The organism is Bacillus sp. FSL K6-6038, from assembly GCF_038050455.1.
Taxonomy (GTDB): domain Bacteria; phylum Bacillota; class Bacilli; order Bacillales; family Bacillaceae_G; genus Bacillus_A; species Bacillus_A pseudomycoides.
This window is the reverse complement of record NZ_JBBOUH010000001.1, coordinates 2,394,228-2,419,932: the sequence shown is the minus strand read 5'-3', so window position 1 is coordinate 2,419,932 and position 25,705 is coordinate 2,394,228. Positions and strand designations below refer to the sequence as shown.

18 protein-coding genes, 1 pseudogene, 1 riboswitch and 2 other annotated features are annotated in these 25,705 nt (G+C 35.9%); of the genes and pseudogenes, 4 read left to right on the top strand and 15 right to left on the bottom strand.

The features are described from left to right. Nucleotides 1-69 precede the first annotated feature (69 nt). The 6 genes from NSQ40_RS12415 to NSQ40_RS12390 form a co-directional block, all read right to left on the bottom strand. A complete protein-coding gene (locus NSQ40_RS12415; RefSeq protein ID WP_003197657.1) occupies nt 70-1,950 on the bottom strand; it encodes an ABC transporter permease in 1,881 nt (626 codons plus the stop codon). Between the two features lie 11 nt (nt 1,951-1,961). After that, entirely contained in the window at nt 1,962-2,729 is a 768-nt protein-coding gene (locus tag NSQ40_RS12410) for an ABC transporter ATP-binding protein (RefSeq protein WP_033797012.1), read from the bottom strand. A 548-nt stretch (nt 2,730-3,277) separates the two neighbouring features. Next, nucleotides 3,278-5,203 carry a threonine--tRNA ligase gene (gene thrS, locus NSQ40_RS12405; protein WP_003197653.1) on the bottom strand — a complete coding sequence of 642 codons (1,926 nt, stop codon included), beginning with the start codon at nt 5,201-5,203 and terminating at the stop codon, nt 3,278-3,280. A gap of 46 nt (nt 5,204-5,249) precedes the next feature. Then, nucleotides 5,250-5,477 (bottom strand) — a binding site (T-box leader). A gap of 36 nt (nt 5,478-5,513) precedes the next feature. Continuing rightward, nucleotides 5,514-5,740 (bottom strand) — a binding site (T-box leader). Nucleotides 5,741-5,873: 133 nt separating this feature from the next. Next, nucleotides 5,874-6,581, bottom strand: a complete 708-nt coding sequence (gene rluF, locus NSQ40_RS12400; protein ID WP_003197651.1) for a 23S rRNA pseudouridine(2604) synthase RluF — start codon at nt 6,579-6,581, stop codon at nt 5,874-5,876. Nucleotides 6,582-6,863: 282 nt separating this feature from the next. Continuing rightward, complete coding sequence (locus tag NSQ40_RS12395) at nt 6,864-7,484, bottom strand: DUF4937 domain-containing protein (RefSeq protein WP_003197649.1); 621 nt, start codon at nt 7,482-7,484, stop codon at nt 6,864-6,866. A gap of 108 nt (nt 7,485-7,592) precedes the next feature. Beyond that, complete coding sequence (locus NSQ40_RS12390) at nt 7,593-8,411, bottom strand: hypothetical protein (protein ID WP_033796141.1); 819 nt, start codon at nt 8,409-8,411, stop codon at nt 7,593-7,595. A gap of 237 nt (nt 8,412-8,648) precedes the next feature. Here NSQ40_RS12390 and NSQ40_RS12385 point away from each other — a divergent pair, with 237 nt between their 5' ends. Then, the gene (locus NSQ40_RS12385; protein ID WP_097787371.1) at nt 8,649-9,332 is read left to right on the top strand and encodes a hypothetical protein; all 684 of its coding nucleotides are present in this window, start codon (nt 8,649-8,651) and stop codon (nt 9,330-9,332) included. A 64-nt stretch (nt 9,333-9,396) separates the two neighbouring features. Here the strand turns inward: NSQ40_RS12385 and NSQ40_RS12380 are convergent, their stop codons facing one another. Further along, entirely contained in the window at nt 9,397-9,705 is a 309-nt protein-coding gene (locus tag NSQ40_RS12380) for a hypothetical protein (RefSeq protein WP_097787370.1), read from the bottom strand. A 193-nt stretch (nt 9,706-9,898) separates the two neighbouring features. Between NSQ40_RS12380 and NSQ40_RS12375 the strand changes: the two genes are divergently transcribed. Both NSQ40_RS12375 and NSQ40_RS12370 read left to right on the top strand, forming a co-directional pair. Beyond that, nucleotides 9,899-10,483 carry a hypothetical protein gene (locus NSQ40_RS12375; protein WP_003197642.1) on the top strand — a complete coding sequence of 195 codons (585 nt, stop codon included), beginning with the start codon at nt 9,899-9,901 and terminating at the stop codon, nt 10,481-10,483. 270 nt (nt 10,484-10,753) lie between these two features. Continuing rightward, nucleotides 10,754-10,876: riboswitch (glycine riboswitch) on the top strand. 106 nt (nt 10,877-10,982) lie between these two features. Next, the gene (locus tag NSQ40_RS12370; RefSeq protein ID WP_098188158.1) at nt 10,983-12,350 is read left to right on the top strand and encodes an alanine/glycine:cation symporter family protein; all 1,368 of its coding nucleotides are present in this window, start codon (nt 10,983-10,985) and stop codon (nt 12,348-12,350) included. 63 nt (nt 12,351-12,413) lie between these two features. Here NSQ40_RS12370 and NSQ40_RS12365 read toward each other — a convergent pair whose 3' ends face one another. The 3 genes from NSQ40_RS12365 to NSQ40_RS12355 are packed head-to-tail and all read right to left on the bottom strand — an operon-like array spanning nt 12,414 to nt 14,735. After that, nucleotides 12,414-13,361: an MBL fold metallo-hydrolase gene (locus NSQ40_RS12365; protein WP_003197638.1), complete on the bottom strand. Its 948-nt coding sequence runs from the start codon at nt 13,359-13,361 to the stop codon at nt 12,414-12,416. Between the two features lie 57 nt (nt 13,362-13,418). After that, on the bottom strand, nt 13,419-13,931 hold the full coding sequence (locus NSQ40_RS12360; RefSeq protein ID WP_003207154.1) for a DinB family protein: 513 nt from the start codon (nt 13,929-13,931) through the stop codon (nt 13,419-13,421). Between the two features lie 39 nt (nt 13,932-13,970). Beyond that, nucleotides 13,971-14,735, bottom strand: a complete 765-nt coding sequence (locus tag NSQ40_RS12355; RefSeq protein WP_003197634.1) for a DUF3891 family protein — start codon at nt 14,733-14,735, stop codon at nt 13,971-13,973. 238 nt (nt 14,736-14,973) lie between these two features. On the opposite strand from NSQ40_RS12355, the gene NSQ40_RS12350 reads away from it, so the two are divergent. Beyond that, on the top strand, nt 14,974-15,246 hold the full coding sequence (locus NSQ40_RS12350) for an HU family DNA-binding protein (protein WP_018767205.1): 273 nt from the start codon (nt 14,974-14,976) through the stop codon (nt 15,244-15,246). A gap of 33 nt (nt 15,247-15,279) precedes the next feature. Here NSQ40_RS12350 and NSQ40_RS12345 read toward each other — a convergent pair whose 3' ends face one another. The 5 genes and pseudogenes from NSQ40_RS12345 to NSQ40_RS12325 form a co-directional block, all read right to left on the bottom strand. Continuing rightward, the gene (locus tag NSQ40_RS12345) at nt 15,280-15,828 is read right to left on the bottom strand and encodes a hypothetical protein (RefSeq protein WP_003197630.1); all 549 of its coding nucleotides are present in this window, start codon (nt 15,826-15,828) and stop codon (nt 15,280-15,282) included. Between the two features lie 113 nt (nt 15,829-15,941). Then, nucleotides 15,942-16,706, bottom strand: coding sequence for a 4'-phosphopantetheinyl transferase family protein (locus tag NSQ40_RS12340; protein ID WP_097787372.1), 765 nt, complete (start codon nt 16,704-16,706; stop codon nt 15,942-15,944). A 160-nt stretch (nt 16,707-16,866) separates the two neighbouring features. Then, nucleotides 16,867-18,321 (bottom strand): annotated as a pseudogene (locus NSQ40_RS12335) (MDR family MFS transporter); the annotation flags it as partial. A gap of 2 nt (nt 18,322-18,323) precedes the next feature. After that, nucleotides 18,324-18,545, bottom strand: a complete 222-nt coding sequence (locus NSQ40_RS12330) for an MbtH family protein (protein WP_016114820.1) — start codon at nt 18,543-18,545, stop codon at nt 18,324-18,326. Continuing rightward, the gene (locus NSQ40_RS12325; protein WP_258248445.1) at nt 18,542-25,696 is read right to left on the bottom strand and encodes a non-ribosomal peptide synthetase; all 7,155 of its coding nucleotides are present in this window, start codon (nt 25,694-25,696) and stop codon (nt 18,542-18,544) included. The genes NSQ40_RS12330 and NSQ40_RS12325 overlap by 4 nt, the downstream gene beginning before the upstream one ends. Nucleotides 25,697-25,705: the final 9 nt, after the last annotated feature.

The following is a 25,705-nucleotide window of genomic DNA, read 5'->3' as shown; positions in this document are numbered from 1 at the left end:
AACTTTTAGGTCTTGATAATGAAAGTAAGCGTGTTTTTTCATTCTGCCAGCAAATTATCTCATTCATTATTACTTTGAAACTTGTTCTTTTGGCAAAACCATTCCTTTATATAGTTGCACCGTTATCCAGTAATATACAACATAAATAATAAGAAAAATTCCAATTGGCATCCACACTTTTACAAACGGATCAACTAAGAAGAGGCGGAACAAGTTAAGTCCTACTAAAATATGTGAAATACCAATGATAGCCGGGAAGATAAAGAGATATGAAATTTCTTTATAGATACTACGCGACAACATACTACGGCGTACTCCAATTTTTCGAAGCATTTCATAGCGACGTACATCACGAGAAGCTCCTGTTAAAATTTTAAACATAAGAGAGCTCGCCATCATAGCTAAGAATGCAACTCCAAGGAAGAACCCCATAAACATCGTACCGCTCATGAAACTATTCATAAATTGGTAAGTTGTCATTTTTGTATATAATTCTACTTTTCCGCCTTTTGCTTTTTCTACTAACTCTTTTTGTCGTTGATCAATATCTATTAACAACGGTTTATATTTTTGTAAGTCATCCACTTGCACTAGCGTGACACTATGTTCTGTTCCTTGAATGTTTTTATAATGGTCCTTATCTGCAATTCGAACAGGTTTCCCGTTGAATTGATTGTGTGTAACTTGAACTTCTCTTATGATTGCATCATTCCAATCACTTGGCATATGTGGAAGTTTACTTGCTGCCTCAGGTGCTTCCATAGATGTATAAAGCGGTTCCGTTAATGGTTCTTTTACACGTTTACGTACAGGCTCTTTGACATTCTTTGTATCTTGATGATCAGAAATGAGTGGTGGCTTTGCAGTTAAATCTTCTCGTAAATAATAGACTGCTTCCCCGTCCACTTTATATTTATAAGTTCGTTGCTCTTCAATTTCCATTTGTTTTAATGCCGCTATATCTTTTTCATTCGGATCATGAATTGTCGCATCATAGACTCGAGAAAAATCCGTCATAATACCAACATTTTTTTGAAAAGCCATTCCAGCTGTCATCGCCCCTGCACCAAGTGCAATTAGCATCGCAACAGTCCCAAGTACCCGAGATAAACTATTTATTCGAAAACGAAGCTGAGCATATGTAAAACTATTTAAACCTGTTTCATTTCGTTTTTTGTTGTTTTTTAACTTTGTTACAAACAATGGTAACAATGAACTAAAAATAAAATATGTCCCTATCGTTGTAGCACCCGTTGCTAGTATAAATCCTATTTCACGTAACTTGTCTATATGCAGTATAGAATAGTATCCTGTTCCTAACAGTAACACTCCCATTACAGTAAAAATGATAACGCGACGTTTACTCTTTTCTATTGTATCTTGTGTTTCATCTTCACGAAGTAGCTCAAGTTCAGTTTGACGTAATAACCGTATACTATTGATAAATCCAGTAATAATAAATAAGACCAAGAAGAATCCACATGTAACAAGAACTGCAGGTATATAAAATGGTGCATAGCCTTTCGCCGAAATTTCTAAACCATTCATTAAAAAATTCCCCGCTGCACTTGCTAGTAATATTCCTACAATAATCCCAATAATAATGCTGATAATTCCCATACCGAATGTTTCGATAAATAATAACTGGGCTACTTTTTTCTTCTTTGCACCGAGCATCATATACATACCAAGCTCTTTCCTGCGCAATGTAAGTAAAAAGGAATTCGCATATACGATATAAAAGACCGTAATGAAGGAAAGTAAGACAGCACCAACCCAAAATACAAGGCGAATACTATTAATCATACTATTATCTTTTGTAAATTGGCTGTTAATCGCCATCGTTTGAAACATATAGAAAATACTGATACTAATGACAAGACCAACAAGCAAAACAAGATAGTCCTTTAACATTTTTTTCATACTATGACGTGATAATTTCAATAACATGATCTCGCCCCCTATTTGGATTCAGCCGCTGAGCCCATATGAGCAAGCACACCTAAAATATCTTGATAGAAATCCTCTCGTGTTCCTTGGCGTTTCAATTCTTTATAGAGTAGCCCATCTTGAATAAATAGAATCCGCTCACAATAACTTGCACTAAATGCATCATGCGTTACCATTAATATACTTACTCCATGATTTTCATGTAAGTCTTGCATCGCTTCTAATAAACTCTTCGCATTTTTGCTATCAAGTGCTCCTGTTGGTTCATCCGCTAATACAATGGCCGGATTATGTACTAAAGCTCGTGCTGCAGCTGTTCTTTGTTTTTGACCACCAGAGACAGCTGATGGATATTTTGTTAAAATTTCAACAATATCTAATTTCTGTGCAACCTCATTTACTTTCCCGCTTATCTCACTTGAAGGCACTCCTTGTAGTGAAAGTGGCAAAGCAATATTCTCATAGATCGAGAGATTTTCAAGCAAATTAAAATCTTGGAAAATAAACCCCAGTTTTTGAGAACGGAAATCTGATAAAGCGTTCCCCTTCATTGAAGTAATATCTGTGCCTGCTATCGTCACACTTCCTCCTGTCGCATGATCAAGTGTACTAATTACATTTAGTAGTGTCGTTTTTCCAGATCCAGAAGGTCCCATAATCCCAACGAATTCCCCTTCTTGTATCGTAAGCGATACCCCTCTTAATGCTTTTGACTGGCTTTCATTTCTTTTGCCATATGTTTTCTCCACACTTTCTACTGTCACTACATTTGTTGCCATTCCTATCCCTCCATCTCTTTTGTATATCATTACTTTGTCATACATTTCTTAGATTTCTCCTACATAAATTCTTAAGATTTTTTTAATTTTTCATTTTTTTATAACAAAATTGATAAAAAATCTTATATCATTTACTTTCTTTTTAAATATTCCCACTTTTACTTACAATCTTCCTGCGATTTATCTTACATTCACCTTACATTTTTGTAAGGTACAAAAATAACAACGTAAAATCCCCCACCTACACTTTGCTTAGAAGCGGGCGCTTCTAAATATATTAAGACAAGCATAATTTAAAATAAGTAAAAATGGAGAGGAGAGCCGTCGACATATATTAAATCAGACCATGGTTATATCCTTTACAAGGAATCTAGTGGAATGAATATAGTTTTAGAGATTAAAAAGAAGAATGATGGATGGGAAGTAGAAAATAAACAGGTTAAAAATGATTTTTAACGACGAACAACTTCAAATAATTTCTTTATGATAGTAAAAAACACACTACTTACTTAAAGTAGTGTGTTTCAACCTGATTGATTTATGATTTATTACTTAGATCCTTTATTATAAACTTCCTTCCGTATACTTTCCATAAATGCAGATAGCGAAACCACTTCAGATTTTTCTTCACCATATTTACGCACATTTACAGATCCATTCTCCATTTCTTTATCCCCAATAACAAGAATGTATGGTATCTTTTGGAGCTGTGCCTCTCGTATTTTATACCCTAGTTTTTCACTACGAGCATCTCGTTCGGCGCGAAGGCCAACGCTCTTTAACTTTTCTTCAATTTCCTTTGTATATTGTTCATGTACTTGATTGGAAACAGGAATCACCTTTATTTGAACCGGAGCCAACCATGTTGGGAATGCCCCTCCGAAATGTTCAATTAGTATTCCTAGGAAACGATCAAAAGAGCCTAATACAGCACGGTGAATAACAACTGGTCTTCTTTTCTCATTTCTTTCATCAATATAATTCAAGTCAAATTTCTCTGGCATTTGGAAATCAAGCTGAACTGTTCCACATTGATGGCTTCTTTGTAAAGCATCTTTAATATGAAAATCAATTTTAGGTCCGTAAAATGCGCCATCTCCTTCGTTCACTCTATAGTTATAATTTAATGATTTCAGCACATTCTCGAGAGACAATTCAGCTTGGTTCCATAGCTCATCATCACCCATTGAATCTTCAGGTCTTGTTGAAAGCTCCACTTCATATTCAAAACCGAATGTTCTATAGACATAGTCAATTTGTTTTAACACTGACTTTATTTCACTTTCTATTTGCTCAGGTGTCACAAATAAATGTGCATCATCCTGACAAAATGTACGAACTCTTAATAATCCATTTAATGCACCGCTGAATTCGTGGCGATGTACTTGACCAAATTCACACATTCGAATTGGTAAATCGCGATATGAATGTAGCTTATTTTTAAAAATAAGCATGTGTCCAGGGCAATTCATCGGTTTTAATGCAAAGCTTTTGTTGTCTACCTCTGAAAAATACATATTATCTTTATAATGATCCCAGTGCCCTGATTCTTCCCATAGCCCCTGATTCATCATAATGGGAGTACGCACTTCTTGGTAATCGTAGTTTTGTTGTATTTCTCTTAAAAAAGACTCTAATTCATTTCGAACGATTTGTCCTTTCGGTAAATAAAAAGGCATTCCTGGTGCTTCTTCCGAGAACATAAATAATTCAAGTTCATTTCCTAACTTACGATGGTTTCTCTTTGCTGCTTCTTCTACAAAATGCAAATAGCTTTCTAATTCTTTTTGAGAAGAAAACGCAACGCCATATATACGCTGAAGCACTTGATTATTACTATCCCCGCGCCAATATGCACCGGAAACGTGAGTTAATTGAAATGCTTTCAAGTAGCCAGTTGACGGTAAATGTGGACCACGACATAAATCAACAAATTCTCCTTGTTTATAAATTGTTACAATCTCATTTTCAGGGATTGCTTCTAAAAGCTCCAACTTTAGGTGATCATTTACATCTTGGAAAAGCTTTTCTGCTTCTTTTCGAGTGATTTCAACTCGCTCTATTTTCAAATTTTCATTCACAATATTCTTCATTTCTTTTTCAAGTTTAGGTAAGTCTTCAATACCTATACTACTTGGAAGATCCATATCATAATAAAAACCATTTTCTATAACAGGTCCTACGCCAAGTTTTACATCACCGTATATTCTCTTTACAGCTTGCGCTAATATATGTGCAGAAGTATGTCTTGCAACTTCTATTCCTTCCTCTGAATCCATAGTTATAATTTGAATTTCTGCATCCTGTTCGATATTTCGACGTAAGTCAAATAATTGACCATTCACCTTTCCGGCTACTGCTTTCTTTTTTAAACTTGAACTAATTGAGGCTGCAATCTCTTCTAGAGTAATTCCTTTTACATAGTCTTTGGCACTACCATCTGGAAAAATAATGTTAATCATCTGTTCTCTCATTTTAATCGCTCCATTTCATAAATAAAAAAGCACACTCATCCCTAATAATAGGGACGAGCGTGCTTTTACCCGTGGTTCCACCCAGATTCCCATCATACTAAACATACAATGGCTTCTTTTGCGGTAACGTCGCTTACACGGCACTAGATACTTTTATTTTCCCCAGTGCAGCTCTAAGGTGGTAAGTTATTTCACTGCGTTAGGAAGTTCTCAGCACTCCTTCCCTCTCTGTATAACCGTTAAAAATAACTCGTGTCCTTTTCTTCGCTTATTATGAAATTAAAAATAAAAAAGCATACTCATCCCTAATAATAGGGACGAATATGCTTATATTCGTGGTTCCACCCAGATTCCCATCATATTAAACATACAATGGCTTCTTTTGCGGTAACGTCGCTTACACGGCACTAGATACTTTTATTTCCCCAGTGCAGCTCTAAGGTGGTAAGTTATTTCACTGCGTTAGGAAGTTCTCAGCGTTCCTTCCTTCTCTGTACAACCGTTAAAAATAACTCGTGTCCTTTTCTTTGCTTTTAATAACACATCCATTAATTGTTATTTACTATACCCTATTCATTTTATTTTTGCAAGTGTCAAAAAATATTTTTTGTTCAATAAAAAAAGGGAAACCAAAAACAATTTTCATGTTTTTTGATTTCCCCTATCTTTTTTACCAATCTTGTGGTTCGTAGTTTAAGTCTGCAAATAATCTTTTTTTCTCTTTCTTCGTTAAATCTCTCCACTGTCCAACTGGTAAATTATTCAACTGGATATTCATAATTCGCGTACGTTTTAATGTGTATACTTGATAACCTAAAGCTTCACACATACGACGAATTTGGCGATTTAATCCTTGTGTTAAAATAATTTGGAATTCATATTTTGATAACTGTGTTATTTCACAAGGAAGTGTTTTTGTTCCTAAAATTTTAACACCCGCTGCCATTTCTTTTAAAAATTCAGGCGTAATCGGTTTATCTACTGAAACAATATATTCTTTTTCATGTTTATTTTCAGCACGTAAAATTTCATTAATAATATCGCCATCATTCGTTAACAAAATTAAACCGTCTGAATCTTTATCAAGACGTCCAACGTGATTAATTCGTAAAGGATGATTCACTAAATCGATAATGTTACCTTTAACTGCCTTTTCACTTGTACATGTAATACCTACTGGTTTATTTAAAGCGATATACACATGGTCTCGAGCAATTCGAAGCTGCTCTCCATTTACTCGCACGTCATCACCTGGTTGTACTTGGTCACCTATTTTTGCAACCTTTCCGTTAATAATTACTCTTCTTTCATTAATTAACTTATCTGCTCCGCGTCTAGATGCTTTTCCAGATTCACTAATAAATTTATTTATACGCAAGTTAGGCACATCCTTTTTTCTAAAAATTTCAAGCTCACACTGCTTCTACCGTACAATAACAAAAGGGTAAGCCTCCTAATATAACTTAAATATATTAACACGAAAGGGTATCTGACGTCTTCTATAATTTTCATGTTTAAAAGAAAAGAGTTCGTCTTATTGAACTACATACCAATAATACATTCGCTGCATGCCTTCTACTTTTAAACTAATAATTCATACAACTATAACTACTAAAATCATTCATCCTAGATATACACCATTTATTCACTTTTTTTATAATTAATATACAGACCATTCTTTTATACACACAACTTGCTTTCCATTTATATTTTCAACATCCTCGGTTACATTAGCTAACTCATATAATCCAGGAAAAATTTCTTTCACATAACGTTGATGTGACATTTCATTTTCCCAAAAAGAAAGGACGACATAGCGATTGGAGTTTTTAAGAGATCTTCCCACAACGCCGCCTAACATTCCTTCTGATTTTTCCATTCCTTTATTCCAAATTGTTTCTTGTATATGTAAAAAGTTCTCTTCCCTGTCTCTTTTCACATCACAAACTGCTGCTCTGACAAATAGATTTTTTGCAAGTACATTCGTAAATGGAGTAGCTTTTATATCAAATAACGTTTGAAATAACTCTATTTCACAAGATACATACGTATCCTTTTGATTGCTATTATGAAAAATTGGATCATGCATTTCATTCATAAATTTTTGATATGTATTCATGTTTTCCCATACAGTAAATATACAGGCCTCATCTTCATTCCAGCCCCCGAACTGTCCATAAAATCCCTCTAGATTTTGTAAACCTCTCCATTTCTCTTGCGCCTCTGAAAACAAACCCTTTTTCTCTTTTTCTACCTGACAAAATATCGTTTTTAATAACATATAGATCCCCCCTAATTATATATTCCGTATTCCTTTTGCAATAATTGCTATTTCTTCACCTACTATTTAAAAAATCAAACACTTTTATTGACATAATAAAATTACAATCTATTCAATTGTTTTTTTAAAATACTGATTTGCTTCTTTTATCATCCAATCTCCCAGTAGCTCTAAAAAAGACAAAATTTCTGTTATGTCGTCTATAGGATTAACTGCATATTGCAGCGCTTTCCTCATATTTTGTTCTTGCTCTGGAAAATGCTTACTAAACAACTCATACGCTGGATGAAGGTCTCTAGAATAAAGTCCTTCTTTATCGATTGTTAATGCTAATCCTGCTCTAACTATGATTTTCATAATCCAGCGGCAACAATCTAATATATCTTCCCTACCTTTATTATGAATTAATTCTTTACATGCTTGTTCAATTTGTGGCTGTAAATGTATAAGATGTTCACGTGCTAATTCTCGACTTACTTTATATTTAGGTAGCTGTGACCTTATATCTTCACCGAGTATACATACTCCATGTGTTTGAATCATAAAACTTATAAACGACAAACGACTGGAATGTAACACTTCTTCAACATCATAAAAACTTAATTCCACCCCAGATATACAATCAAATTTTTGGAGCACTTGTTGTTCTATACTTTCGATCCATTCCAAGTCTAGTGCCTTCGGATCTTTTCGAACTAATATAATTGTATCTATATCTGCAATCCCCTCTATTCCAATCCCTCTTGGAACAGACCCTCTAATGTAAATGCTATGGAGGTCATCCTGCAGCATATGAAAACATATATCCTGTACTTCTTGTATAACTTTGAGAAAGACTGGTTGAATATTATTCATATGTGAATCATTAATAATGTATCCTTTGTCATCTACAGGACAAAACCGACCTATTTTCTTAATAATTGACAATCAATCAGCTCATTCCTATATAAAGTGTTATATACAAATTAATTATAAATCAAAAAATTAAGAATAAAAACAAAAATACACCTTATCGTAGTATGATTATAATGCATTTACTAAATAATCCAATAAAAGGAGTATGTTGACAATGAAACCCGCATTCTCAGTAACTGATTCAACTCATATTCAAAAGATTGAAGCAGAAGGTTTGAAACTACTAAACGAATTACAAAGCTTCATATATTGCAAGAAAAGGTTACAATCCTCTCACCACCAAAAGGAATCGTATTTCACGATTTAGAATCTGCAACACAAGTTTATTCAAATATTCCTATGCCAGCTTATACTTCACGTGATTTGATTCATATTACACCACTTATTGATGTATGGAAAAATATCTACTTATCTGTAACTGACGGAAAAGAGCTTGAAAAAGCTCAGCAATATTATAAGCAACTTAATATACTCGACATCGCAACTATTGCTGCACATGAATTTGTACATCACGCTGAAGAATTCCATAGTGATTTTGATGAAATTGATGAAGAATCGATGTGGTTTGAAGAAGGCGTATGCTTTTATTTATCAAGAAAACTAATGATGTCACATGAACAATTTAAAACAATTATGCAGGTAGAAGATGAATTAATTAGCATATATCAAGCTGAATTTAGTAATTACCCTTTAAATGAGTTCGGCAAGTCTGCGGAAAGTGGATCATATGCGGGAGCTTTTTATGATTATTGGCGAAGTACGAAATTGATTCGTATACTAGTAGAACAATATTTTAATAATGATATTCAAGCATTATTTTCCTGTTATCACGAATGGGTTGAAATCAAAGAACAAATCTCACTTCATGCATTTTTCGTTCAGAAATTAAGTCTTTCCCCACTACATGCAAAGGAACTCGGATTGTTATCTTAAATAATAAATAGGACACAAACAAAGTAATCATCCTGTTTATGTCCTATTCCCCTGATATCTTAATCTACTCTTCAAACAAATAATAAGTATTGTCTCCTGGATAATGTAATACAATTACCTTCCTATCTCCTTTTTGAAATACTACAGTATGCCCATCTTCTCCAAGGTTTTCCCATCCTTTTGCTTTTGATATAGGCATTAGACTTATATATTGATAATGTGCTTGATTTTCATCTTCAATATGAATAGCTGACATAGGAACTGGAAAATCTTTAATCTTTGATTCTTTCGTCATAAATATTAGCACTAATAGTCCACCTAAAACTACTACCATAATTATATTTGAGTATATTTTCCGTCTCTTTTTCTCCATCGAAAACCTCATCCTTATATGTTATTAAAAGTAATATCATTTAATATTTTACTAATTCTTACTGTATAATCCCATTATTATTTATTTCTTCAATCCCTTCCTTTTTTCGACAAAATACAACAACTTCTAACTATGTAACTTGTTATTATAGATTCATACAGCTTATGTTTTGCATATTAGGAGGAAATACCAAATGAAAAAATCGTTCTATAAAAAATGGTGGTTTTGGCTTTTTAGCATAATGATTATTATGAGCATGGGAGTGATTATTTTGTCACACTACGCTAATGAGTCAACAATAAAAACTTCTAAGGCACCTGTCGATAAAAAAATCTATCAACAAGAATTAAAATCCCAAATTGATTTACTTACTACAAACTACGATAATATCGTGGAACAAGATTGGTTACCAACATGGACTAAACTAAATTCAAATCCAGATAACATAAATACAGTTGAACTATTAGATAAAATGAATCATATAGCAAACCAATTCAACGAGATTTCTAAAAACACGGAGATGTTTAAAGCTGAAGAAAAAATGAAAGACCCTGCACTGAAGCAGAAAATCAGTCATTTTAAAACCGCGTTTATAGCCGCTTCAAATTGTATGGAAAATGCCGCATTATCTGTTACGCAAGGATTAAATAATGAGAAACCCTTAAAAGATAGTTTAGAAAATGCTGCGCAATCTTTAGGTCTTGCTGATCAAAATATTGTCATAGCCTTATCTACGTTAGCTGAACTAGAAGGTATATTAGGAATAACCAAAAAATAAATTCACTCTATAATCTCCTCCCATTTCAGGAGATAAAATTTTTGTTAAAAAGTATCTTCCAATAAAAAATGATTGCAATTCATTTATAAGGAACCTATAATGTTGTTTATTGATTATGTATAAACCATTTCATATCAATATAATTAAGTTTTTAATCACATAATTCGGATGAACCATTCAGGAGAAGATCAATTGATCTACCGACGGGGCAAAAAGTTGATGACTCAACTTTGAAACTCTCAGGTCTTGGTTACAAGTAGAACTGCATGGGGACGAATCTCTGGAGAGACTCCCTCTCGCCTATCATATAGTGCAGAGGAAACAGAGCACCGAAGGAGCAAATCCGCTTATATTAGCGGATAATCTCTCAGGTAAAAGGACAGAGACAAGCGAAAGAAAACGCCGATTTGTATCGGTTTATTTTTCTATTCCTTGTTTCTCCAGAGACCATTTCATTTATGTGAAGTGGTTTTTTATTTTTTCTAAAAGGAGAATAAAGATGGAGACAGTAAGTAAAGTATTAGAACAAATCAATCACTACGTATGGGGATTACCGACCTTATTCCTTCTAGTCGGAACTGGAATCATTCTCACAGTGCGCCTAAAAGGTTTACAGTTTAGTAGACTATTATACGCTCACAAACTAGCATTTCGAAAATCAGAAGACACATCTTCTTCAGGAGATATTAGTCATTTCCAAGCACTCATGACAGCAATGGCCGCAACTATTGGGATGGGAAATATAGCCGGTGTCGCAACAGCTGTTACAATCGGTGGGCCAGGGGCAATATTTTGGATGTGGATCACTGCCTTGTTCGGTATGGCCACGAAATATGCAGAAGCAATCCTCGCGGTAAAATATCGTGTAAGTAATGAAAACGGCGAATATTCCGGTGGTCCAATGTATTACTTAGAACGTGGTTTAGGGAAAAAATGGCTTGCTATTTTATTTGCCATTTTCGGAACAATCGCTTCTTTTGGAATCGGAAATATGGTGCAATCGAATTCCGTTGCAGAAGCTATGAGAATAAACTTTTCGTTTCCCCCTGCTTTAACTGGTATATTAATGGCTTTCTTAATTGCGATTGTTATTTTAGGTGGCGTAAAAAAAATCGGGAAAGTCACTGGATTTTTCGTTCCACTTAAAGCTTTCTTTTATGTAATTTCTGGTCTCATTATTATTTTTTATCACTTTGATCAAGTCCCAGAAGCATTTTCACTTATTTTTTCTGGTGCATTTCAAGGTACTGCAGCGGCTGGTGGTTTTATCGGTGCAACCGTTGCTTCTGCTATTCAAATTGGGATGGCACGCGGAGTATTTGCCAATGAAGCAGGCTTAGGAAGCGCTCCAATTGCTGCTGCTGCTGCAAAAACAGATTCACCTGCCAAACAAGCGCTTGTGTCAATGACAGGAACTTTTCTCGATACCTTTATTGTTTGTACAATTACTGGTTTAGTATTAATTACAACAGGTGCCTGGAAATCTGGAAAAACTGGTGTTGAAGCAACAACACTCGCTTTCCAATCTGTATTTGGCGATACTGGTAGTATGATACTTGGTATTGCAATCATATTATTTGCCTACTCCACTATTTTAGGATGGTCTTATTATGGTGAAAAATGTGTAGCTTATTTATTCGGACAAGGTGCTGTGAAATACTATAAAGCCATCTTCATTGTAATGATTGCAATTGGTGCCAACTTAAAACTCGGAATCGTTTGGACATTTGCTGATATCGCAAACGGACTTATGGCTATTCCAAACTTAATCGGTCTAATTGGATTAAGTGGTGTTGTGGTAGCAGAAACAAATCGTTTCTTACAAGCTGAAAAACTCAAAACATCAAATAAAAAAATAGCAAGTTAATCAACATTTAATGCCAAGGGTATCCCATATAGAAATAGGATACCCTTTATTTGTATTATTTCTTTATTTCGTAACATTACTTTGCAAAATTGGTAATTCCATTACCTTCTTTAAATACTTTAAATTTGATGTAAAAACCTCAGGAGTATGCCAATTTATATATGCACTCGGACATTTGACCTCATCAATACTTGTATTCTCTCTAACTAAAACTGTTAATTCTTCAATGTATTCTATTACTTTTCTGAAGTCTGTTTTTACACCTACAGGGCCATGTCCTGGTACTGCTTTATCAATTTCAAATTCCTCAATCATTTCTAACATACGCTTCCATTCTTGAAGATTAGATTCTTCAAAAAAAGTAGGATGTGATTTCACAAATAACAAATCACCCATAAAACAAACCTTCTCTTTAGGTAAGTAAAGAATCGTATCACAAACGGAATGGCCTCCACCTAACGTAATCAATTTTGCAGTTCTCTTCGAACCATGTATAGTAAATTCATTTTGGAAAGAATATTGAGGTAATACAAGTCGCAGTGTAGGTAATGAAATCGCTAACTGATTTAAGAATGAAATCTGTTTTCGTAAGCTTTCATCATTTGTTTGAGTGAATTGATCTTGTAGGGATTGTATATATGTATGTAAACCTTCTATGTCTTGTTTCTGTTTATCAATTTTGGAAGGATGAATTTCTGCCATTTGCTCGTATGTTTTATGACTAGATATGATATTACAATTTTTAAAAACTTGATTTCCACGAATATGGTCTCCGTGCCAATGACTATTAATAACCCATGATATAGAATGACCTGTTATTTCTTCTGCTATCTCTTTTAAATCTGCAGCTGCTTGTTGTGTGTTAAACGTATCAAAAATAATCGTTTGATCTCCTATATCAACAAAACCGGCATTGGCTAAGGAGCCTCCTCCTTCCTTTGCAATTGCCGCGTAAATACCATCATTTAATTTCTCAATCGTAAAATGTTCGCTACTACATTCTTTATACATTTCTTTCCTCTCCTTCTATTCTCAGTGTATTTGAATACTAAGCTATCATTTTCTCCATTAAGATTTTTGTTCTGCATGTAAATAAAATACAAAGTCCGTCATAGTAGATGGATAACCTAGTTGCCGCAACATAGCTGTTATATTTCCTCTATGATATGTTCCATGATTTACAACATGCTGCACTAATTCAGATACAGAGGTTTTTAATCTTCCAGCGTATGGATTATCAAGTAGAATTACCTGATTCATATCCTTTTGTTTATCCAAAAACACTTTATACTGCTGCGTTACTTTGTGGAACAGATTTTTCAATTCATCCATTGTTTTGTTTTCGACTTGCTCTTGTAACTCCTTTCCTACCTGTAACGCTTCAGCCATACTTTTACCATTTAAAACATGTAACCATACACAATCCACTACATAAATATGAATCAGTACCTTTTCTATAGAAGGAAATACACTTTGAACTTCTTGATAATACACCTCTTTAGGGAGCTCCCTTAGATGCTCAAGTATTCTTTTATTTGCCCATGTATGATAATCAAATTGTTTTATCATATATTGTTTCATATTCTATTCTCCTTTCCTTATTTTCACGTAACTACATTCTTACCTCACAAAATATAAATCTAATTTCTGAGATTCTACCTCCTTATCCGCCTTAACAATACCAATCTCCTCTATTCTATTCGTTAGCACAGATTTATATTTTACATACGTTTTAAACTCGCCTTCAAAAGGGAACGGTATAATACGAATCGTTTCTTTATCTAACCACTCTGCCTTTAATCGTTCATTTGTGTTCTTATTAAAAGTTTCAGTTCCTTCAAATCCCTCTTTAAATAAATCAATTTCTTTTTCTTTCTTTACACCAGGTTCATTCATACAAGCATATAACGAGAGCTCATCACAAAACTTTAAAAGTTTATAGTGTATATCGAACATATCATACTGCTCTGTTGTTAACGTTTTCAAAAATTTCTTTTGACGATCCAATTCCTGTTTATAAAACTTTATCATTTCATCGTCTTCTTGATTAAGAGGAAATGATATGAAATGTTTACTACAAAGTATAGCACCATAAGGATTTGTATGTTCAATCTCATTCAACCCTAAGGTATAAAAAACAAATCTCAATGAACTTGGACAATCCATAAACGTATAAGGTGAATTTTTAGCATCATTCCAAATTGGCGTTGTATCTAAGCCAATCCATCCCCTATCATGTTCATAAATCGCATCAATACACTCTTTTAAATATGTTTTATCTTCAAATACATCTTTTCTAAATTTTTTTGCAAATTCTCCTGCCAAAAAACCATGATCATGCTGCCGAATTACTATTAATTCTTCTAGCTTTGTGCGAATAATCATTATAGAATCCTCCTTACTTCTATTTTATATATCGATTGTACTATAATCTATATATATCCTCTTTTTTCAAGAAACAATTCAAATAAATTCCTTCATACTTTGCAGGGATTCCGCCTCTTTCACCGAAATTAAGATAACAATGCAATCCTATCAATATTTTACATTAACAAAAATTTCTCTATCATATCACTCATTCCAAAAATAGACTTAGACAAAAAATTAATATGAGGTGAAAAAAATGAACAAAACTGAATTAATTAAAAATGTAGCCCAAACTGCCGATATCTCCCAAAAGGAAGCTTCAGCAGCTGTCCAATCTGTATTTGATACAATTGCGAATGCTTTACAAACTGGTGACAAAGTGCAACTTATTGGTTTTGGCACATTCGAAGTACGGGAAAGAGCTGCACGTACTGGCCGAAACCCACAAACAGGTGAGGAAATTCAAATTGCAGCTGGTAAAGTTCCTGCCTTTAAAGCCGGAAAAGAATTAAAAGAAGCTGTAAAATAACAATAAACCAGCCAATTAGGCTGGTTTATTGTTTTATTTCATGACCGCATATATATTATCCTCATGATATACTTCACAAATATAAAATAAGCATCTACAGTTGCTTACGATTTGATATTTTCTCGTAGGGTATATACTAGATTGTAATAAGCAGCCATCAAACAGTTCAATAATATTTCCAGAAGGCTGATATCCTTGATATAGCATGTTTTTTCTTACTTCCATTTGCTCAACTAGGTTTTCAATAGGAACGTTTCCGTCTTCTAACTCTTTCACAATTTCACTTGGTAATAGTGAGGTATCAGTAAAAATTAGATTTTCAGATAACACCTTTCCTTTGTAACTAATGGATGAAACTCGGTAAAGAAATGTTCCATTTTTATCAAAAAAGCTCCTCGCTTCTTTTGGAACATATTCCCTATCTAACATTTCTTGTTCCACAACATTGAACTGAACTATATCTTTCACAATATTTTCTAAAGACGTAATAGATGACGTCTCTTTAGAAAACAATAAATCTTTAACCATTTTAACTACTGTAGCATCAGCCAATTCTCTTTTTCTATTTTCCACTACTAACATGACTAACACCTCTTCTATATTTATATAATCTAGCAGCCACTCAAGCGAGCATTTTCACTCTAGGTATCTGTATTATTCGTACACACCTTCGTCAATTAAAGTATTACTATTCATTAATGAGGGAGAAGTCTACTACTCTGCAAAAGCTTTCCGGCATCAAATTGCCTCATTTCTGTTACATCTTTGTTTAATAAAGCTATTGAAGCAACATAGTCTGAGCCAGGTTGCAAATTCATCAAAGTTGTAATCTCAACAAGCTGTGGCTTATCCTGAAAAACAAGTAGTTCCGGTAAATGATCTGGAGTTGATACAGTCAGATTAGAAGGTGATATCATTAAGCCTTCTCCAGTAGCCTTAAGTATAGCTTCCTTCCGCGTCCAATATGTTAAAAACCCTTCAATTCGCCTTTCAACTGGCAGTTGCATTAACTGAGCAATTTCTATATCTGTTAATACTCCTACTGCCATTTTAAGTACATCAATATTAGAATTTATTTGTTCTACATCTATACCAATAGGTGTAGATGTTGTAAACGCGACAGCAACTCGTTCTCCTGAATGTGATACAGATAGCTGTGGCATGCCTACAGGTAATTGTGGGCGTCCATGGGCTAGCTTACAAACTGAACAGGTTCGATTAATTGGTACTTGAAGCGGGGACATTGTGAGTTGTTTTCCCAGTACCAATCGACTAATTGCACATCCAAGCATAAATCTTGCTCGGTCCTCGGAATGATGGAACAAATTTGCTTTCTCACGCTCGATTTCATTTAGTAAATTATAGTGCCAACATTGCAAATCTGAAATTTGCGCCCACCATACTTGACAGTGATGACTTCTTAGCTCTGGTACTGAATCTACAATCTCCCAATCTTTCATAAAAATTCTCCCCTTTTCATATTCAATATCCCATACTAAGAAAAGTATGGAATCTATTCCAGCCTTCAACAAATATCTCCACTAGTATACAGGGAGTATCCCATCCTAATTTTTCATTATTACTATTGTAATAGAGAATCCTACCTAGATTTTCCACTCCATTATTCACCTGCAACTGCTTTTGAATGAGCTTCATTTGATTGGACTGACGTTTTTTCTTTGATGTATCTATTACTTCCGCATCACGAATACGTAATGCAAATAATAATGCTATGAATAGGAATACAGCTGCACCAAGCAGGGCCATTTGATACGCTACAATACTAGCACTCTCATTTCCTGCTCCACTTACATCATGATTTCCAAAAGCTGCTAAAAGACTTGCAAGAATTGCAACACCGATGGCGGAACCTAATCGATTTTGCACATTAAAAATAGTTGTCGCCCTCCCCATTGAAGACGGATGAATATTATTAAAAGCTGAAAATTGTACAGCTCCTACAGAATGACCTAGGAAAAATCCTATGCCAAACAATAGAATACGGACCAGCCAAGGGTTTGTTTCCTGATTCACGAAGCTTAAAACAACAAATATAATCGCTGCACATAGCAAACCGGTAGAAATCAACTTACGTGGCCCAAGTCTTTTGTAAGACAAAGGCACAATTTGCGAAGCAATCATTAACCCGATTGCTTCTGGAAATGTTGTAAGACCTGTTTCTAGTGCCGACGCATGTAATACATTTTGATACATAAGTGGGAATATAAATAACATGCCCAGTAATCCAGCAGCCGAAAATAACGAAATGAGACTCATATTCCGAAATAAACGATCTTGCAGCAAACATAAGTCTAGCATCGGCTGCTTCACACGAAGTTCAACAAATACAAAGAGAATAATAAGCAAAAGTCCACCTAATCCTGTCCCTATTATTTCTGAGGAACCCCATCCTTTTGATGGCCCTTGACTCATTGCATATATCAACATTGCAAATCCTGGTGCGGAAAGCATAAAACCAGGTAAATCTAACCGCCCAGCAGTTTTTTCAATATGCTCTACTAAAAATAACGCACCAATTAGTAAAGCTACTATTCCAAACGGTAAATTAATATAAAATGCCCAGCGCCAAGACATATGATCCACAAAGAACCCGCTAACAATTGGTCCTATTGCAGGCGCAACAGCAATAGGCAAGACGATGAACCTAGAAATCTTCGGTCTTTCTTGTGGTGAAAATGTTCGAAATAACATTGCCATTCCTACTGGCGTCAATAATCCTCCGCCAGCACCTTGTATGATACGGAATATATTTAAGGCAGTAATATTATCAGCAATTCCGCATAGCGCGGAAGCAGCTGTAAATACAGAAAGAGCAATTAGGAATACTCGCTTTGTACCAAACCGATCTCCAAGCCACCCAGAAATAGGTAAAAACACAGCCAAACTTACTAAATATCCAACATTGACTGTCCCCATTGCTGAAGGTGGAACTTGTAGTTCATGACTAATCGTTTGCAGAGCTACATTTACAACCGTTGCATCCATAGCAGCCATAAACATAGCCGTTACATATACAACACTAACAACAATTTTCGGATTCAGCTTCAAATTCATTACTACTCCCCTACTGAAACGCACTCAAGTGAGTGAAGACTCTTTGGCTGCATATCACTCCAGTGTAATTCGATATACGCAAGACAAGCTTGTCTACTATCTTGTTCATGAACAACATCCCACCCGGCTGGTACATCGAGAAAGGCTGGCCAGACAGAATGCTGGCCTTCCTTATTTACTAACACTTTATACATAAAGTTATCGTTTTCAAATGGATTCGTCATACTTTATTTACCCCTTTCATCGCTTGCTGTCTACTAGCTAATACTTGTCCGATTTCTGTAAGTGGTCCTGGCTGACATAAATCTTTATGTCGGCAATCAATATCATATTGTTCAATTTCCCCATCTATATAACTAAGCCATGTATCTGGAGAAATTGGATCAAACCATTCTGGTATGATTGTTGATCTAAAGAATACAAGGTTTCCATGAAATTGTTTTGGAACATACTTTCCTAAAAGACCAACAGAATTTACGTATGTTTCTTTCAAGTTCAAAATTGTTTCCTCTTCCAGACTCGCTAATGCACTGCCATCCCTGCGAAGTATATCAATAGCGTTTGCCATATCAAGTGGTTTTCCATCCATGTTATCTGGATCGTATCCTCCTAATGCAAGTAGGGCAATAAGCGCTTCTTCCTCACTAGGCGCTTCTGTATTTGGTAAAAAGTGACCGGGATAAGAATCCAACATAACAAGCAGTTCAACTTCTTCTCCTTGATTTTGCAAATGAGTTGCCATTGCATGAACAACGTTTCCTCCGAGAGACCAACCTAACAACCTGTACGGCCCATGTGGCTGTATCTCACGAATGTGCTCAAGATAGTCAGCAGCCATTTCGTCTAATGATTTTGGAAGTTCTTCACTTTTTGCAATGCCGCGTGCCTGTACACCATAAATTGGATGATTGCTTCCTAAAGACTTCATTAATCCTGCATAACACCAGCTAAGTCCACCTGCTGGATGTACACAGAACATAGGTAACTCTTCACCGCTTGTTCTTAATGGCAAGATTACATCTAGCGCACTTTGGCTCGTCCCCATCTCAAGTATTTCAGCAAGCCCTGCAACTGTCGGTACCGCAAATAAGCTACCAATACTTAACTCTACTCCTAGCGCTTCCCTGATCCGGCTCATTAACTGCACAGCAAGTAAGGAATGACCGCCAAGATCAAAGAAACCATCATCAATGCCAATTCGAGGTAAATTCAAAACCTCTGTAAATAAATCACATAAAATTTCCTCTTTTGGTGTTCTTGGTCCTCGGCTTATCGTAGATACCATGAATTCAGGTGCTGGTAATGCTTTACGATCTAACTTACCATTTGGAGTTAAAGGTAATTCACTTATCATAACGAAAGCATATGGTACCATATAATCAGGTAGACTAAGTCCTACATATTGGCGCATTTCAGCTGTATCAATGTTTACATGTTCTGTCGAAACAATATAGGAAACTAATCGCTTATCACCAGGCTGATCTTCACGTACAATGACAGCTACTTGTTCAACATGAGAGTGCTGCATAATAACGGCTTCAATTTCGCCAAGTTCAATTCGGAAACCTCGAATCTTAATTTGATGGTCTGCACGACCGATATAGTCTAATGTGCCATCTTGACACCAACGCGCCAAATCTCCTGTACGATACATTCGAGTACCAGGTTTCCCGTATGGATCTGCTATAAATCGTTCCGCAGTTAACCCTGCACGACCTAAATACCCACGAGCAAGCCCTGCTCCTGCAACATACATTTCTCCTACCACTCCTGGTGGTACAGGTTGTAAGTAATTATCTAATACGTATACTTTAAGATCTGGTATACTACATCCTATTAAGCTGTTTGCTCGTAAAGATACAATATTTTGATCCAGCTCGATATAGCTTACATGTACAGTTGTTTCTGTAATACCATACATATTAATAAGCTTAGGCGAATTTTCTGGATGACGACTATACCAATCTTCTAGACGACTTAATTCCAGTGCTTCTCCGCCAAAAACGACATATCGTAAGGAAAGCTTCTGCCCTAATTCAACATTTTCGCGATCTGCTTGCATAAGTTGATAAAATGCTGATGGTGTCTGATTTAAAACTGTTACCTTTTCCTGGACAAGCAGATTTAAAAATTCTCTAGGTGAACGACTCACAGTGTGTGGTACGACAACAAGACGTCCCCCATACAATAGCGGCCCCCAAATTTCCCAAACTGAAAAATCAAAAGCATAAGAATGGAACATTGTCCAAACATCTTCTGAATCAAATTGGAACCAATGGTCAGTTGCCCCAAGCAGCCTTATAACATTCTGATGAGGAATCATTACACCTTTTGGTCTTCCTGTTGAACCTGATGTATAAATTACATAAGCGATGTGTACAGGTGATAGTGGCTGTATTCGTTCCACATTTTCTATATTCTCTTCACCATATTTGTTTAATGTCTCCATTATTTTGAAATCGTCTACTACAATCGTTACGGTCTCTGCACTCTCTATTGTCACTTGTGTGTTCGTAATCATACAGACAGGCTTAGCATCACTTAGCATGAATGAAATTCGATCCGATGGATAATCAGGATCTAGCGGTAAATATCCTGCCCCCGCTTTCAAAACTGCTAACAAACTCACAACCATATCAACAGATCTTGGTATCGCTAAAGCAACCATTTGCTCTGGACCTACTCCTTTTTCAATTAACAGACGTGCAAGTTTATTCGATCTCTTATTTAACTCTTCATAAGTTAGCGTAGTGTCCTCAAATACGACAGCGGTTGCATCTGGCGTTAAGCGAACTTGTTTCTCAAATAATTCCGGTAAGGTCATTTCAGGCGCAATTTGAAAGCCGCCATTCCATTTTTCAAGTACTGTTTGACGCTCTTCTTCGTCCAAAATTTCCAAACGCCCAATAGGTTGTTCTGGATCTTCTACTGCGTCTTCTAATAAATGAATGAAACGACTCACAAGTTTCTGAGCTGTCTCACGCTTAAATAAATCTGTACTAAATTCAAGTAAACCATGTAATCCATTTGGCTGACCTTCAGACGTACTACGTTCACTTATTTCTATCGTCATATCAAACTTCGAAGAACCAACACTCTTAATCTCAAGATGCGTTTCTAGATTCGGTATATCAAGTGTAGCCTCTGGTGTATTTTGAAAAGCTAACATAATTTGGAATAGTGGATGACTATTTCTCGAACGCACAGGGTTCAACACTTCAACAAGTCTTTCAAATGGAACATCTTGATGTTCATATGCTGAAAGGTTAACTTTACGCACCCTGCTTAACAGTTCACTAAAGCTAGGATCTCCAGACGTATCTGTACGTAAAACGAGTGTATTTACGAACAATCCGACAATATCTCCAAGCGCATCATCACTACGCCCAGCAATTGGACTACCTATTGGAATATCCGTTCCAGCCCCTAATCGTGTAAGTAATGCAGCAAGTCCGGATTGTAGGATCATAAACAAACTAACACCATTTTTACGAGCAAGCTCTAATAATCGTTCATGTAACTCTGGATTCACATGAAAATCTATCGTTTCTCCGCAATAGCTCGTTTCCACAGGACGTTGATAATCTGTAGGTAACTCAAGTTGGGCTGGTAACCCCTTCAATTCTTCTTTCCAAAACTCAATTTGTTGTGAAATGAGACTATCTTGTGCACTCTCATTTCCTAATAGTTCTTGTTGCCAAAGGGCATAATCGGCATACTGTACTGGCAGTGACTTCCACTGAACTGATCCACCTTTACAATGTGCTTGATACGCAGTTGCTATGTCTCTTGACAATGGGTTTAATGACCATCCATCCCCTACAATATGATGCAATAATACAAGTAACACATGTTCATCCGGATTTATTTCAAAAAGCTCCATACGGATAGCTGGCTCTTCTGCAAGATTAAAGCTATATCTTACAGCTTCAGCAAGTACTTTAGGTAATTCTGAATCAGTAGTCTGCGTAACAATTAAAGTAGGATTTGCCTCATTTGTCTCCAAAATTTGCTGATGTGACGTACCAAGCATGTTAGGAAAAATAGTTCGAAGTGTCTCATGTCGATCGACGATATCATAAAATGCAGCTTGTAAAGCTTCTCGATTTAATTCACCAGACATTCGAATGACTACTGGAATATTGTAAGTTGGGCTTGGACCTTCTAAACAATTCAAGAACCATAAACGACGCTGTGCAAAAGAAAGAGGAACTTCTCTTGGACGCTCTACTTTCTGAATAGCTGACCTTGCACTCTGTGTGCTATCTAATTGTTTAGCAAGTTCAGCGACTGTAGGTGATTCAAATAGTTTTCCAATGCCTAATTCCACACCTAATGTTTCACGAATACGTCCCATTAACCGGGAAGCTAACAGAGAATGTCCGCCTATTTCAAAGAAGTTATCATCGATTCCAATTCGCGCTATGCTAAGCACTTCCGCAAATAAATCACATAAAATTTCTTCTTGTGGATTTCTAGCTACGCGTTCACTAACAAGTAAATTGAAGTCAGGTGCTGGTAACACTTTCCGATTAATCTTTCCGTTCGGTGTCAATGGCAATTCAGACATCATCATAATTGCTGACGGTATCATATAACCTGGTAGGCTCCCTCCTGCATATGTTCGAATTTCTGCAAGGTCAAGATTTCCATCAGCATCAGGTACAATGTAAGCAACCAAACGTTTATCGCCAGGTCGATCTTCTCGAACGATTACAACGACTTGCTCAACATGAGGGTGCTGAGATAATACAGTTTCCACTTCAGATAACTCGATACGGAATCCATGAATCTTAATTTGATGATCTGCACGACTCACATAATCTAACGAACCATCCTTACGCCATTTAACAAGATCGCCCGTACGGTACATTCGTGTACCAAGTTTCCCAAATGGATTAGCAACAAATCGTTCAGCTGTTAATTCTGGTCTTCCTAAATATCCATTGGCAAGCCCCGTACCAGCAATATATAATTCTCCCACCACTCCAGGTGGTACAGGTTGTAAACCTGCATCTAGTACATATACTTCAGTATTCCAAATTGGTCTTCCAATAGAAGGTGTACCACTCTCTTCTTCATTCATATCCATGAAAGTTGACCAAATTGTTGTTTCAGTTGGTCCATAAAGATTTGTAACATGACAATTTAATTCTTTTAACCGAGACGCTAGATTCGATGGAAGCGCCTCACCACCAACAAGAACTTTAAGTCCTATTAATCTTTCTGGATAATCTGTTACAAGCGCATGCCAAAGTGTTGGTGTAGCTTGCATAATTGTGATGTTTTCCTTTTGAATGATTTCTGTTAATGCTGAAGAATCTTGAACTGCTTCTTTTTGGGCAATTTGAACGCTTGCTCCACTAATAAGTGGTAAATAAATTTCTAAAGCTGAAATATCAAACGCAAAGGTTGTAACAGCCAACAAACGATCATTTACATGTAATGAGAATTGATCTTGCATCGCCAATAAAAAGTTGCTTAAGCTTTGCATCGGCACAACGACACCTTTTGGCTTACCTGTTGACCCCGAAGTATAAATTGTATACGCAGGATTTAAGGGTGCTTCTCCATCAAATGAATCTAGGTTATTTTTCTGGTATCCTCTTAACTCTTCTTTTGTATCCTGATTATCAAGCACAACTCTTGTTATATGATCCCCATTCGGTAAATCACCTAAAACAGAAGAATGTGTTAGGATACAAGCAGGCTTAGCATCGCTTAATATATACGTAATTCGATCCTCTGGATATTCTGGGTCGATTGGTAAATATGCTGCTCCTGTCTTAAGAACTGCTAACATTCCGATAACCATCTCTACAGATCTTGGAAATGCTAACGCTACAAATTCCTTAGATTGAACTCCTCGTTCTAACAAGAAATGAGCAAGTTGATTTACTTGTTCATTTAATTCTTTATAAGTAAGTTCTATTCCATCACATATGACAGCAATAGAATCAGGAGATTTACTTACTTGTTTTTCAATGAGAGCAGGTACACTTACGAATGAACTTTCTTTCATTGTTTGATTCCACTCTACTAAATGCTTGCGTTCCTCATGAAGTAAGAGTTCCAGTTTTCCAATCGGTGAATCTACCTGAAGATCCGATATATCTTCCAGAAGATTCACAAATCTTTTTTTATGATTTATTAACTCTTCTAATCTATATACTTCAGGGTTTGCATCAAAATGAATCCTTAAGCCCTTTCCGTCAAACTCGTTTGACACATTTATTGAAAGATCATCAACCGGTCCTGCCGAAAGATTATGTTTAACCCCATGATTTCCTGCAAAACTCAAGGCATAGTCAAATGGCATCACATTAATCATTGGACCAAATAACCTTTGATTTTCTCCCAATAATTTAAGATCTCGGCGTAATTCTTCATGACGATACTTATGATGAAAACGAATATCAAGAACCTCATTAGAAACCTGCCCGACAACCTCAGCAAGACTCATATTAGAGCTTATAGACAAGCGGAGCGGGACTACATTCATGACCATGCCAGGGATATTGATCGATGCTGATCCTAAACGTCCCATCATCGGTAAACCTAGAACTATATCCTGTGCACTTGTTAATTTATGTATATAAATCGCAGTTGCAGCTATGATAAGATCCGGCCAATTCGCATTACAATCATGTGCAACCTTCCGCAAAGATTCTGTACTTAAACGAGACAAATGTGCTGGCTGGCGAAGAAATGTCTTCGATGTTCTAGGAGCACGTTCCGCTAAACTTACTACTTCTGGTTGATCTTGGAACCGTTCTAACCAAAAGCTATGATCTTTCTCAAATTGCTCCGATGCACGATACGCAGCATCCTCCTCTAAAATGGTATATAAAGAACCAAATGATCTCTCATCATACGATTGATTATTCATGAATGCCGTATATACTCTTGCTACTCTTTGCGCAAGTAAAGAAAATCCGTATCCATCCATCACAATGTGATGGATGCGCTGATACCAGAAGAAACGATTGGAAGCGACTTTAAAAAGCGCCTCCGTATACAGCTTGTCCTTTTTCAGATTCACTGGCGTAGATAAATCCACTTGCATCCACGCTTCAGCGGCTTTTTGGGGATTTTCTTCAGTACTAACATCAATAATATGCATATGAAATTCAGGTGAATCATCGATAACTTGCCATGGCCCTTTCGCATCTTCTTCAAAGTGAACATGTAAAGATTCAGCTTCCATTACAACTTTACGCACAGCTAATTCAAATGTTTTCACATCAACTGAACCATGTATTTCTATGTATTCACCCGTATTATAAATTGGATTTTTTGGATCAAGTTGCTGCGCAAACCACATACCCGTTTGCGCACCTGACAATGAATGACGAACCTTTTGACAATGAGACATTCGTATTTA

Bases quoted from the DNA above. Each gene is read 5' to 3' on its own strand.
- thrS (WP_003197653.1), bottom strand. From the start codon at position 5,203: ATGAGAGAACAGATGATTAACATTATTTTTCCAGATGGTAGTGCCAAA.
- NSQ40_RS12345 (WP_003197630.1), bottom strand. From the start codon at position 15,828: ATGTTAGTAGTGGAAAATAGAAAAAGAGAATTGGCTGATGCTACAGTA.
- NSQ40_RS12380 (WP_097787370.1), bottom strand. From the start codon at position 9,705: ATGGAGAAAAAGAGACGGAAAATATACTCAAATATAATTATGGTAGTA.
- NSQ40_RS12415 (WP_003197657.1), bottom strand. From the start codon at position 1,950: ATGTTATTGAAATTATCACGTCATAGTATGAAAAAAATGTTAAAGGAC.
- NSQ40_RS12360 (WP_003207154.1), bottom strand. From the start codon at position 13,931: ATGAAACAATATATGATAAAACAATTTGATTATCATACATGGGCAAAT.
- NSQ40_RS12370 (WP_098188158.1), top strand. From the start codon at position 10,983: ATGGAGACAGTAAGTAAAGTATTAGAACAAATCAATCACTACGTATGG.
- NSQ40_RS12340 (WP_097787372.1), bottom strand. From the start codon at position 16,706: ATGAAAGATTGGGAGATTGTAGATTCAGTACCAGAGCTAAGAAGTCAT.
- NSQ40_RS12375 (WP_003197642.1), top strand. From the start codon at position 9,899: ATGAAAAAATCGTTCTATAAAAAATGGTGGTTTTGGCTTTTTAGCATA.
- NSQ40_RS12395 (WP_003197649.1), bottom strand. From the start codon at position 7,484: ATGTTATTAAAAACGATATTTTGTCAGGTAGAAAAAGAGAAAAAGGGT.
- NSQ40_RS12350 (WP_018767205.1), top strand. From the start codon at position 14,974: ATGAACAAAACTGAATTAATTAAAAATGTAGCCCAAACTGCCGATATC.
- NSQ40_RS12325 (WP_258248445.1), bottom strand. From the start codon at position 25,696: ATGTCTCATTGTCAAAAGGTTCGTCATTCATTGTCAGGTGCGCAAACG.
- NSQ40_RS12410 (WP_033797012.1), bottom strand. From the start codon at position 2,729: ATGGCAACAAATGTAGTGACAGTAGAAAGTGTGGAGAAAACATATGGC.
- NSQ40_RS12365 (WP_003197638.1), bottom strand. From the start codon at position 13,361: ATGTATAAAGAATGTAGTAGCGAACATTTTACGATTGAGAAATTAAAT.
- NSQ40_RS12330 (WP_016114820.1), bottom strand. From the start codon at position 18,545: ATGACGAATCCATTTGAAAACGATAACTTTATGTATAAAGTGTTAGTA.
- NSQ40_RS12355 (WP_003197634.1), bottom strand. From the start codon at position 14,735: ATGATTATTCGCACAAAGCTAGAAGAATTAATAGTAATTCGGCAGCAT.